An 11883-nucleotide genomic window follows, 5' to 3' on the forward strand; every position below is an offset into this window, starting at 1 on the left:
GGACGCGAGCGATGCGCGGCGCGCCACGAGCGAAGCGCGCGCCATGCGAGGCCTCGATGGAGGGCGCTAACGATGCATTGCTCGATCGTCCGATACCCAATGCTAGCGTGCCGAAGTGCGAGCGGCGAGAGGTAAGCCACACCCCGAACGTTGCGCCGGGTCACGGAGCATTTGTATCGTACGAAACAAGGTAGCGGCCTAATGGAGACCTTTTTCAACGTGGCGGGCTGTATTTGCTTCACTATGCTCTTTTGACGCATGGATGCGTCCCGCTGCGAAGCCTATCAGCCTTCTGTTGCAACTGTCGTAGTCCCGCGCGCCGCCTGGAAAGCTTGGTCGCTTGCAAGTCAAAGTGGACATCCACTGGACGCCCGGTTCCGTAACTTCGAAAAGATTGTATTGTGCCCGCCTTCAACGAGAACGAGCGGGTGTATGCGCCTCCAGTCTGTTTCTATTGCCGGCTTCCGCTGCTTCGGGTCCAACCCGCACACCATTGAAATCGGAAACGACCTACTGGCCATAGTCGGCCCGAACGCATCAGGTAAAACGGCCGTTCTTCAGGCGCTGTGCAAGCTGTTCGGGGTCACGCGCGCGCAACGAACGGTGCGGCGGTCCGACTTTCATTTGCCACCCGACGTCCCCCCGGATGATCGGACAACGCGAACCATGTCCATCGACGTGATCATCGCGCTCCCCGAACTCGCCAAAGGATCAGCGACCGCGCACACCACAGCGCCCGCGTTCAAACACATGCAACTGGCCGGGCCCGGCGCAACGCCTGTGTGCCGGATGCGCCTCGAAGCGCAGTGGGAATATGACGGAACGGCCGAGGGGGAGGTGACGCAGAATCTCTACTGGGTCGATAAGCTCGACGAAAAGATCACCGATGCGGACAAGCGTGTTGTCGCGCCGCTCGATCGTGGCACCATCCAGGTCTACTACACACCCGCAACTCGCGACGCCGAAGCTCAAATCCGCGCCTCGACGGGCGCGCTTGCCGCCCGACTGCTACGGGCCATCGAGTGGTCGGCAAAGACTAAGGGCACGGTCGAATCCGCTACAAAGACCCTTTCAGCGGCCTTTGGCGGCGAAGCCGCGATCAAGGCCATCAGCGGTGCGCTGTCCGACCGGTGGAAAGAGCTTCACGACGAGAAGACCGACACCGATCCGGCACTGACGCTGACCAGCCATCGCTTTGAGGAAGTCGTTGCGCGTATTCAGGTGCTCTTCAATAAAGGGCCGGCATCGATCCAGCGCGGCTTAGACGCGCTTAGTGATGGTCAGCAGTCGTTGTTCTACTTCGCTTTGGTCGCGGCCGTTTTCGATCTCGAAAAGGATGCTGTCGCCGGGAAGATCAAAGGCTTCCGCACGGATGATTTGCGAATTCCGGCGCTCAGCATCTTCGCAATGGAAGAGCCGGAAAATCATCTTTCACCTTATTACCTCTCGCGGATCGTGAGTCAGACGCGGTCGATCGTTGAAAGTGACACGGCTCAAGCCATTATCACGAGTCATTCGCCGGCCGTGCTGAGCCGCGTCGATCCAACAGAGGTCCGATACTGCCGCTGCGACGAGAAGACCCGGCTGACGACGGTGAAGGCTGTAAAGCTGCCGGAAAAAGACGAAGAAGCCATCAAGTTCGTGCGCGGAGCGATGCTCGCGTTTCCGGAGCTCTATTTCGCGCGGTTTGTGCTGCTGGTTGAAGGCGATTCCGAGCGGCTCGTTCTGCCGAAGCTCGCCGAGGCAGATGGGTTTTTATTTGACCCGTCGTTCGTCGCAATCGCGCCGCTCGGGGGGCGTCACGTACAGCACTTCTGGCGTTTGCTCAACGGTCTCGACATTCCGTTCGCATCGCTGCTCGACCTAGATCTCGGCCGCGAAGGGGGTGGCTTTGGCCGCATCAAGACTGCTCTTGGGCACCTCATCGATAGCGGGGCTGATCGCAATGAGCTTTTGAAAGTCGATGATGGCTCTGTGCTGACGCCGGCTGAATTCGAGGAAATGCATGAGTGGGACGAGTACGAGAACCTTTCCGGGTGGATTGATTTCATTGCCTCCTACGGCGTCTATTTCTCCGCACCACTCGATCTCGACATGGCCATGCTGAAAGCATATCCCGAAGCCTACAAGGCCGCGATCCCGAAGGGCGGCGGCCCGAAGATGACGCCCGAAAACGCCGCAAAGGTCGTGCTCGGTGAGGCCGGGCCTGGACTTGACGCCTACAAGACTGCCTATCCCGGCTACGACGCGCAAATGCCAGCGTACCGCTATCACTTCCTCACGCACAGTAAACCGGCGACGCACCTACGTGCGTTCGCGCATCTCTCCGAGGAGAAGCTTGAGACGGCGATGCCGGAAACGTATCGGAGCCTACTGAAACACATCAGCAATAATCTCAAGCGGGACTGACATGACGCTGCTGCGCCGTTACATCAGGCCCGAGGACTGGACGCCTGCCGGTCTCGATGGGCTTGAGGATAAGGCTTTGGAGGTCGTGCGCTCCAACAACCATCGGTCTGTCATCGCGGGACCCGGCTCGGGCAAGACCGAGCTGCTTGCGCAGCGCGCGTCCTACCTTCTCCAATGTGGCGTATCGCCCCGACCTCAGCGCGTTCTCGCATTAAGCTACAAGCGCGATGCTGCGTTCAACATCGCTAAGCGTGTTTCGGCACGCTGCTATGCGGAACAGGCGCACCGATTTGATTCATTCACGATCGATGCCTTCGCCAAGAGCCTCGTCGACCGGTTCGGGCAAGCGCTTCCGCCAGAGTGGCGACCAACTCCGGACTACGACGTTGTGACCCAAAGTCGCGATCCGATTTTTCGCGACTTTTTCCGCTCTCTCACGCCACCCGCCTCGGTGGGCACTGCGGCCGACATCATGGCCCTATCGGTCAAGACATTCGAGAAGCGCTGGATCGTGTCACGTCCATTATCAACACGCCCGGTTCCAAACCCACCGCCCGGCGATTGGGCGGCCGATCAGTTCTGGCAGGCATGGCTTCATGGCAGCGCGCGCAGCTACCTGACCTTCGCCATGATCGGTCGGCTTGCAGCTCACCTTGTCCACACGAATCCGATGGTGCGGCAGGCGGTCCAACTGACCTACTCTCATCTCTTCATGGATGAATTTCAGGACACCACGCAGGTTCAGTACGACCTCGTGAAGGCGCTATTCCTTGGTTCCGACACGATCGTGACGGCCGTTGGTGACAACAAGCAACAGATTATGCGCTTTGCGATGGCAATGGACGACCCATTCGCGGCATTCGAGGCGGATTTCAAAGCTCAGCGCACGCCGCTTCAAAACAATTATCGATCGTCACCCGACCTCGTCCGCATTCAGGAGATTCTAGCGCGTGCCATCGACACCAATACTATCAAGCCAGCATCCAAGACGGCTGCATCCGTCACAGGTAGCAGCTGTGAAGTGTGGGACTTTCACAGTGTAGCGGCAGAGGGCGCTGCACTTGCAGGCTACGTCGCGAGCGAAATGAAGGCATACAAGCTAAAGCCGAGAGACTTCTGCATTCTAGTGCGGGTCCGTGCTGCTAATTACATGAAGATCCTCGCCCCGATCTTCGCAGGCGCAGGAATTCAGCTGCGCAACGAGTCGGAGATGGTCGGTGAGGTTGCCTTGCAGGAACTGCTGGGAGAGCCGATTTCGGAAATCGTGATCGATCTCTTGCGCCTAGTGAGCGCGAAGCGGGCAGGGCGCTTCTGGACGGACTGCCTCGACGCCGTGTGTTTCATGCGTGGTCTCGCGCTGGACGACGACGATGCGCGCGCCAAGGTCGCAGCGGGCCTGGATAAGCTGTCAACGGACTTTGCTGCGATTCATTCGGAGCCGGCTGCATCGCATGCCGAAGCGGAAGCGATCGTGAGGATGCTCATAGATTTCGTTGGTCGCCAGCACATCGTTGCGTCGTCGCCAGACTACCGGCAAGGTGATTGGTTGGCCAAGGTAATTGACGCCGTGACGGTTCATCTTGAGATATCGTGCAAGGCAGCCGCGAACTGGACCATCGCATTGGACGTCTACGAGGGCGAACACGCGGTGCCGCTCATGACCATTCACAAGAGTAAGGGGCTCGAATATCACACGGTGATCTTTGTCGGTCTCGACGATGATGCATGGTTTGCATTTCAGTCGCAGACCAAGGAAGAAATGTGCGGGTTCTTCGTCGCGTTCACGCGCGCAAAGCAACGCGTCATTTTCTCTTACTGCGCTGCGAGAGGAAATCGCGCCGGCATCGCTCCGCTGTACACGCTGCTGAACAGCGCGGGCGTCAAGACTATCGCAAAGAAGTCGACCTAAGGCACGGCAAAATCGCGGGCTTCGGCCTTATTCGCTGGGCGCATCGAACTGGACAATGCAAGCGAGCTTCCAGCAATTCGCCACCACGGCGCTTTGCGTCCTCGCGGGTTGGCAGAAGTGGCCAACGCGCGGCGCAGACAAAATGCCTTACTACTTCTTTGTCTGCAAAATGCGGACGTAACAGCCGGCGGCATCGATCACGTGCTCTTCAACAAGCCGTGGGTGGGAGCGAACGTCCGCGCGTCCCCGCGATGTCCCTCCTAGTCCATCGCGGCACTGGCTTGCGGAATTTGGTCGCTATTCAAGCATAGCGGACATCAACAAGGCGCGCCGAAGAGTAACAAGTTCTTGGTTACTGTTGCGGTGGCCGTTTCAATCGTTCACCGGCGCGCAATTCCAATTCCGTGGATCGACACTCTGATGCGCGCCGCCTTCGTCGAGCAAATATCGCTCGTGAAGCTTCATCCGCACGGCGGTCGCGATGACGCGAAGCGCAAAGCCGGCGTCGCCAAGGGGTGAATTTCGATCCGCCGTTGCGGTGCAGTCAGTTACCCGCGCGCCGCTCTGCATCCTAGTCGTGGCAGTCGTCCGTTTTGTCATCGTCAATTTTGTCCATCGTTGATTTGGTTGGTTTAATTCCGTGAACGGGATCGACGATCCACGGCTCGGCGTTCTCTGCGATGACGCCGAAGGCGTCTGCTATCTCCACACGCATGTTGTGAACGATGGCGTTCAATTCGGATCGCAGTTGCGAAACTCCTGCCTTTGTGAACGCTGTCGCGAGAGCATCGGCATGCGAGGGAAGGCGCGTTATGACCTTAAGGACAGATTCGGCCATGATGCGTGCGCCCGCCTTCGCCTCGGCAACAGGCACCAATTCGCCGAGCCGTTGTTGAAGTTCGAGATACTTCAAATCGGCGGTGTATTGTTTCTCTCGCGTCTGCGCATCACGGAAGGCGGAAGAGGTTGGTGCATCGATATCGGCCATCGCCTTCGTTGCTGTACCAGCCTCCCGGGCAGCATCGCCGGTCGAGCCCACCGCAAGGTCATATTGCGCGAGATTCACGCGAAGCGAGCGGCCCTCGCCACGGGTATCGATGTTGCCGGCCTGGGCGAGCCGCCGAACACGTTCATGAACGCTTTGGCGGGATAGATTCTTTAGTCGCGCAAGCTCGGCAACGGAAAGCCACAGGCCGGAATCCAATTCGCTATCGAATGATGTTTGAGACATTGAAGGTTCCTTTGAATTGGTGCCAGGGTCAGACCGGCGCGATGTCGTCGTCGGCCGCTTGTGACGGCAGAGCGACGCTGCGCCCGGGCGCGACCGGCATGTCACCGGGCGCAATGATCGAGATCAATCGAGCGTCTGATTTCCTCCGGTCGATCACGAAGCCCTTGGCGCGCAAAAGCGGCGCGGCGCGATCGAGGCGATTACCGAGCCCTGATGCCGTCGCCGGCCAGGCGCGCGACCTCCGGACCGTCTCACTGGTATGGCCGGTCAATCGACTAAGCAATTCGGTTGCCGTGCCGGTCCAAACCTGCTCGGTGCTCTCACTCATGAAATCCCGGATCGCGACCGCCACCGCGTCAGCTTCGAAGGCGCCGTCCGCAACATCGGCCCGGTTTCGATTGTATGCGGCAACAAAGTCCCCCGCTTCCCAGCCAAGGCCAGTTTCGGACGCGGTGATCCACTTCATGAAGTCAGCCATGCGAGGCAGCCGATCCAGTTTGACGCTCGCGACATTTCGCAGTCCCGCGCTGACGGCATCCAGCAAACCGCCGAGAATCAGCGGCTGCCGCTCGTGGTAAACCTGCCACAACGCGTCTTCTGGCCGACGGCCCGACTCGGGAATGACGCGAAGGTGCACATTGAGCGCGCGATCGGCCAAGTCGGCCCGATCGGTCAATGATGGGATGCCGTTGAGGATAACGGGCGACTGCACCTCACAGATCACCTCGTCGCGATCAGTATGCAGCATACGGGTTGCGAAGCCGCCGCCCGTCGCGATTCGGCAGAGCGCGTCACTCAGCCAATTCGGCACCGATGACAGGTTGTCGAAAGCGAGAACCTTTGAATTCATCGCCGACACGATAAGGTCGCGATCGTCTTTTGGGGCAGCGCGGATCGGCGCGGCGCTCGGGTCGATCAGCCCGCGCACCATGCGCGAGAATACCGACTTGCCGGTACCCTGCTCCCCGTTTACCACGAGGACTGGATACGGTCCCCGGTCGCGCAACGCGGCAACCATGAACGCGACCACAAGTTTGAAGCTGTCGTCATCCTTGACGTTGACGAGATCGCGAAAAATCTCGATCCCCTCGCCAGCCTCCGGCTCGGGCAACGCGCGCATCGCCGGTGTCCGGATGAATTTCACCGGCGGGCGCTCGACCACTTGCCATCCGTGCGCTGTGATCTCGACGGCGCGCCATGCGTCATCGCAGAGATCAAGATAGATATGTTCGCCATATCGGCCCGTCCGTAAGCAAGCGATGTGGCGAGGGCATTCGTTGATCGCGATTGCTTCCAGCGTTCGGATCACGTCATCGAGCGTGGAGCTACTAAGGACCTGGCCGGTTTTCAGGCGAGAGAGATTTGCCAGCCATCGCTTGAAAGCTTGCGATTTGAGCGCCCAATTCTCGGCGTGCCCGGCGATCTCGATCGTGGCGTAAGCAACAAGATCGGCATCATGCCAGAGATCGAGCCCGTCAAGCGCGGCCAACAATGCATCGCTACGGCTTTCGCGGCGCTTGCGCTCCCCCGGTTCAGTGCTTTGATCCGGTTTGTCATCTTGGGCAGTGCGCGCACCGTCGATCAACAACGCGATGCGATCCGGTCCCCAGCCGTCGGCCTCGGCATCCGCCGCGTCCCATCCCTCAGTGCAGGACTCGGGCAGCGACATGATGCGCACGGATGTCGCGATTGGCGCGACGATCGATGCGACGGCTTGAGAGTACGCCAGTCCGGCGTCGTCCGCATCGGGCCAGATAATCACGCGCCGCCCGGCGAGCGGCGACCAATCGGCTTTCCTCGCGCTCTTTGAGCCGTTCGGACTCGTGATCGCCACGAAGCCGGCCGGCAACAAGCGTCGAGCAGCGTCGCAGGCCTTCTCACCCTCCGTGACGACAACAGGCGCACTCGGCTTCGCTGCGAGAAGATCGAGGCCATAGAGCGGGCGGGACGCCGGCCACGACTCCCACCGCCATTCGAGCGCGCCGGCCGCATCATCACGCCACAAGGTTTGAGGCCGGAACTGCTTGTCGCCATTCCGATCAAAGCGGTGCACGTAGCCAAGCAATGCCCCGGTCGCGTCGGTGTATCGCCAAGTGGCAGACGGTTGGCCGAGCCGGCCCTCGGGCGGCGCGGGCGCGTCGGCAGGAATTGGAACAACGATGCTGCGACCGGCCTCGGGCTCGATCGTCGACGGGGCGGCCGGCTTGCCGCGAAGCGGCGCAAACGGATCACTACTCATACGGATTCAGTCCAAGCATGCCGGCCACCCGCAACGCGGCCTCAGCTTGCTTCAAGCGGAACAAATAGGCGGCGAGGGAGACGAGATCACCGCCACGATCGGCGGTGGCGAAATCGGCCCACGAGCCGGTGCGGAGGTTGATCTTGAAGCTCCCGGGCTTCGCGTCGCCCCGCGTCGGATTGAGCGCAATCCATTCGGCGCCTTCGCGCCGTCCGCTCGGCAACCAACGCGAAACGATCGACTCGGCTTGAGCGCGCGCCGCCGATGCGATACGCGCGAAAGCGATGAGTTTTCGCGCTGTCATGAGCCCGTCACCGCCTCATTGAGGGCCACGATGTCGGTCGCCGTGATTGAAGGCAGTTGCTTGGAGGAACGAACGCTGCCGACAATCATCAGGCGATAGCCGCTCCCCTGCCAGGGAGACTGCGGATTAGAACAATGAGCCGCACGTCCAGTCAGCACCGCCGGCTCACCATCCGGCTCGCCGTGAGAGTGCACGGCCTGACAGTGCGGGCACCGGAACATCAGCGAAGTCCCGCCATCGTCTCGTTTGATGCGGTAAGCGGGGATCAAGTCTTCACGGTACGCTGCTTTCATGCCCGGCGCTCCCGACGAAGCCGGCACCTGGCGCAACCGCACGTCGCGACGCTCGCCTTCGACGGCTTCCCATCGCGTCGGGGCTCGGCATCACACTGCAAACAAACGCAACCGCGTCCGCAGCCGCGCTTCACCGAGCGCAACGCGCCACTATGCGGACAAACAAAGCCCTCGCCCACACCGACATTCCCGAGAACTTCGACCACGCCGTCATTGATCAGGTTGCCACTCAAGGCGTCGAAGTAGTGCCGGCCGACCACGCGGAGGGCCGGTCGCAACGGCAGCACCGAAGGCCGAGCCTCCCGCCCGGTCGGTTTGCTATCGCTCTCAGAGCGCTCGAAGTGCGGCTTAGACATGCGCGGACCTCCGCGCGTCCGCCTCGCTGGTCGAGGTGACGATCCGCGCCTTAATGTATGCGAGAACGTCGCCACGCCGATACCGGACAGACCGGCCCAGTTTCACGTAAGGGCATCCCGCCCCACGCAACCTTTCCATTTGCAGCGTTCGCACGCTCTGGCAGCGCATCTGCGCCGCCTCGATTTCGTTGATAAGATCGTCGTCTGTCATTGCCGCGCTCCATGCATCATCGGCGGGCATCCCGCCCGCACGTTGCTGTTACAGTGGAGTGCCAATGGATTCTTCGGCATCCCACCGGGTTTCAGTGGGGTGCACATACTCCTGATTTTTGCAGCCGTAAGAGTACGAAAAGACAGGAGACTTGGACCGAGTTTCGTAACGTTTGCGGCTTTTGACCGGAGGGGTCGATCTCAGCCGCCCAGAGGGCGCAGCTATTTCGCCAGCTTAAAGACCTCGCCATCGCCTGCGATGATTATCGCAGACTTCGCCTCGGCGGCACGCGTTCGCCACTTCGAAAGCACCATCGCGACTTGTCGGCTTGGGTCGGTATACAAGCCGACGCTCTCATAGGCGGCCTTGACGAACGAAGAGAACACTTCAGATCGGGTAGGGGGAGAATTTGTCAGCAGCTGATAGAGTTCGGCCGCGCCCTCGATAAAGGCATGATCCCAGACGCGAAGAGGCGTGCCCTTATGCGTTACGTTCTTTATTTCCTTGTCGATAAATTCGGACAACAATTTGGCCTCTTTGACGGCCTCACTGGCCGCGCGCTTCACGCGACTTAAAAGGTCAAAGACCTCCCGAACGCGCGCCCGCTCTTCGTCAAGATCAATCATTCCGGTTTGGCGATTGACGATTCCCAAAACTAGAGTTCGCGGCCATCGAACGCTACTAGAAGTCCTCAACCAGTCTTCAAATTGCGAGACGACGTCGTCCAATTCCCGCTTTACTGTCGCACTCTGCGCCTTTGATTGATCGAGATCGTGGCCTCTGTTGAGCACCAATCCCGCTCCGCCTACCGATCGCAAGAGATAAAGCCGAGAATCGTAGTAAGGGCAAAATGTCGCGCCGAAGGGCGTTTTTTGCCGTTCATATGCATGAGGCGGCACGAGTTTCACTCGGCGTCCCTTGCTCTTTAGAACGTCAATCCAACTATCGATTGCGCATGATGCTTTCGGCCGCTTTCCAGGCGGCCATTGCTCTCGTGCCGGAATATCCTCAACGCGGGATACGCCGAATAGACGGTTAAGGGCTTGCTCGATATTGACAGTTCTTGCCAAGGTCGTCACCGTCGCTTGCCGGCTGACTTCCGCTTCTGCAATCGGACGCCATCGCCGTCACCGTTCTCGGGAATCAAGTCGATGCCGGCGGCCATGAGCACGCGAAGCACGGCTTCTATGTTTTCTCGCTTTGCAGACGGTTCGCCATCTACAAGTTCCATGCGCTTGATTGTGGAGTCAACGACACCCTAGCGTTCCACCAAATTCCTTGCGGACCCCTTAGAAATCCGCGCGCCATGCGCGGTTGTCCGTCTGTAAACACCCAAAGGCCCCCGATCTCAGTTTGACAAAGATTCAGTTGCTTGACCTATTTTAGGTAACTCGAATCCACGCCACAAGGGAGAGATAAGGACGATGCCGGGCTCACCAGTCAAGACATCCGGAACATGCATACAGAGTGGCATTGCCATCCATAGTCACCCGGACGCGGAAATCATTTCGTTGGCAACTGAGATTGCCCAGCGTTGTTCGGAGCTGGGCCCACTCGATGAGAGGATGGCTCGCGGGGCCGGCCCCGAACAACACTCTGTAAGCGGCGCCGAAATGGTGGACGCCCAGGCGACTGAGATTGCTGCCGATCTCGATCGCCTTGAGGAACGGATCGCAAAATGCCGCGCGGTCACCGTTGAAGGGCTAGGTGGTGTGGACTCTAAGGATTCCCTTTTAGGAGCAAATCAGATTCAAGGCTGCTTTTGGGAGGCAGCCTTGGGTGCGATGGACCGATTGGTGTTGAGCGACGCGACGTGGGAGCGGATGGCGCCGCTGATCATAGGGCGCCCCGATCAGAAGGGCTCTACCGGGCGCGACAACCGGATGTTCGTGGAAGGTGTGCTGTGGATCGTGCGTACGGGGTCTCCCTGGCGCGATCTCCCTGAGGTCTTTGGGGATTGGAACAGCGTGTTCCGACGCTTCAGCCGATGGAGCATCAAGGGTGTTTGGTGGCGGATATTCGAGGCGATGTCCGATGACCCGGACTTCGAATATCTGATCGTCGATTCCACCATCGTTCGGACACATCAGCACGCCGCCGGGGCCAAAAAGGGGGGTCTGAAGATCAAGCGATCGGCCGCTCGCGCGGGGGCCTGAGCACCAAGATACATATGGCCGTTCGAGGCTTGGGATGTCCCGTGCGGTTCACGCTTACCGCAGGTCAGAAGGGCGATGCACCGCAGGCCGCCGCATTGATTGAGGGCTTATCCGCCGAGGTCGTCATAGCCGGCACGGCCTATGATGCCGATCACTTGCGCCAAGCCATCGCCGCCAAGGGCGCGCTCGCCGTCATTCCCAACAACCCGTCACGCGCGCTCAAATATCCGCTCGACAAGCATCTCTATGCCCAGCGCCATCTCGTGGAATGCTGCTTCTCAAAGCTCAAGCAGTTCCGACGCGTCGCAACCCGCTTCGAAAAGACCGCCCGAAATTATCGCGCCGTCGTCACCCTCGCAGCCATTGTCCTATGGATGCGCTAGTGTCCACACTACCTAAAGGCAAAGGCCACCATAGCGGATATATTGCGCCGGTTCGGCTACGAAAGCATATCAGACTCGATCATCCGCGATCTCATTACGAGCGACGGTCCGCTCCCGCAGGCAGGCGAACTTAATGCTACCTAATTGCGCTCCGTCAGCGGACCGCCCGTCACTTCTGCATTGCTTAGCGGTACACAGACGATGCCCCCAAAACTATACACTCTTGCCGAGACCGCTGCGATTTTCCGCGTTTCCAAGCGGGTCTTTGCCGGCTTTATAGCCGACAAGCCGTTTTATCGGACAATTGGCCGCGCAAAACTCTTTACCGATCAGGACATCTTGCAGCTCTATGAGGCGATGGAAAGTCCTTCGAAATCGAGCAGCGTGCCGGC

The 11883-nt window shown here is 59.7% G+C and carries 9 protein-coding genes; 3 read left to right on the plus strand and 6 right to left on the minus strand.

Annotated elements, in window-relative coordinates:
• Nucleotides 1-432: 432 nt before the first annotated feature.
• The gene (locus ACE10X_RS02775) at nucleotides 433-2409 is read left to right on the plus strand and encodes an ATP-dependent endonuclease (RefSeq protein WP_375764022.1); all 1977 of its coding nucleotides are present in this window, start codon (nucleotides 433-435) and stop codon (nucleotides 2407-2409) included.
• Nucleotide 2410: 1 nt separating this feature from the next.
• Nucleotides 2411-4318 carry a UvrD-helicase domain-containing protein gene (locus ACE10X_RS02780; RefSeq protein ID WP_375764023.1) on the plus strand — a complete coding sequence of 636 codons (1908 nt, stop codon included), beginning with the start codon at nucleotides 2411-2413 and terminating at the stop codon, nucleotides 4316-4318.
• 571 nt (nucleotides 4319-4889) lie between these two features.
• On the opposite strand, the gene ACE10X_RS02785 is transcribed toward ACE10X_RS02780, so the two are convergent.
• The 6 genes from ACE10X_RS02785 to ACE10X_RS02810 all read right to left on the minus strand — a co-directional run bounded on the left by ACE10X_RS02785 (nucleotide 4890) and on the right by ACE10X_RS02810 (nucleotide 9860).
• A complete protein-coding gene (locus ACE10X_RS02785) occupies nucleotides 4890-5549 on the minus strand; it encodes a hypothetical protein (protein ID WP_375764024.1) in 660 nt (219 codons plus the stop codon).
• A gap of 28 nt (nucleotides 5550-5577) precedes the next feature.
• Complete coding sequence (locus ACE10X_RS02790; RefSeq protein ID WP_375764025.1) at nucleotides 5578-7788, minus strand: ATP-binding protein; 2211 nt, start codon at nucleotides 7786-7788, stop codon at nucleotides 5578-5580.
• A complete protein-coding gene (locus ACE10X_RS02795; RefSeq protein WP_375764026.1) occupies nucleotides 7781-8092 on the minus strand; it encodes a hypothetical protein in 312 nt (103 codons plus the stop codon). Before ACE10X_RS02795 ends, ACE10X_RS02790 begins: the two co-directional genes overlap by 8 nt.
• Entirely contained in the window at nucleotides 8089-8385 is a 297-nt protein-coding gene (locus ACE10X_RS02800; protein ID WP_375764027.1) for a hypothetical protein, read from the minus strand. The genes ACE10X_RS02795 and ACE10X_RS02800 overlap by 4 nt, the downstream gene beginning before the upstream one ends.
• A gap of 348 nt (nucleotides 8386-8733) precedes the next feature.
• Nucleotides 8734-8952, minus strand: coding sequence for a helix-turn-helix transcriptional regulator (locus ACE10X_RS02805; protein ID WP_375764028.1), 219 nt, complete (start codon nucleotides 8950-8952; stop codon nucleotides 8734-8736).
• Between the two features lie 221 nt (nucleotides 8953-9173).
• Nucleotides 9174-9860, minus strand: coding sequence for a hypothetical protein (locus ACE10X_RS02810; protein ID WP_375764029.1), 687 nt, complete (start codon nucleotides 9858-9860; stop codon nucleotides 9174-9176).
• 867 nt (nucleotides 9861-10727) lie between these two features.
• Between ACE10X_RS02810 and ACE10X_RS02815 the strand changes: the two genes are divergently transcribed.
• A protein-coding gene (locus ACE10X_RS02815) for an IS5 family transposase (protein ID WP_375764563.1) occupies nucleotides 10728-11491 on the plus strand; the annotation gives its coding sequence in 2 pieces (ribosomal slippage) (nucleotides 10728-11063 and nucleotides 11066-11491; 762 coding nt in all).
• Nucleotides 11492-11883: the final 392 nt, after the last annotated feature.

Origin of the sequence: Bradyrhizobium sp. Pha-3, assembly GCF_042258325.1 — a bacterium.
Classification (GTDB): domain Bacteria; phylum Pseudomonadota; class Alphaproteobacteria; order Rhizobiales; family Xanthobacteraceae; genus Bradyrhizobium; species Bradyrhizobium elkanii.

Coding starts and splice junctions, on each gene's coding strand:
- ACE10X_RS02795 (WP_375764026.1), bottom strand. CDS start 8,092: ATGACAGCGCGAAAACTCATCGCTTTCGCGCGTATCGCATCGGCGGCG.
- ACE10X_RS02800 (WP_375764027.1), bottom strand. CDS start 8,385: ATGAAAGCAGCGTACCGTGAAGACTTGATCCCCGCTTACCGCATCAAA.
- ACE10X_RS02805 (WP_375764028.1), bottom strand. CDS start 8,952: ATGACAGACGACGATCTTATCAACGAAATCGAGGCGGCGCAGATGCGC.
- ACE10X_RS02790 (WP_375764025.1), bottom strand. CDS start 7,788: ATGAGTAGTGATCCGTTTGCGCCGCTTCGCGGCAAGCCGGCCGCCCCG.
- ACE10X_RS02780 (WP_375764023.1), top strand. CDS start 2,411: ATGACGCTGCTGCGCCGTTACATCAGGCCCGAGGACTGGACGCCTGCC.
- ACE10X_RS02775 (WP_375764022.1), top strand. CDS start 433: ATGCGCCTCCAGTCTGTTTCTATTGCCGGCTTCCGCTGCTTCGGGTCC.
- ACE10X_RS02785 (WP_375764024.1), bottom strand. CDS start 5,549: ATGTCTCAAACATCATTCGATAGCGAATTGGATTCCGGCCTGTGGCTT.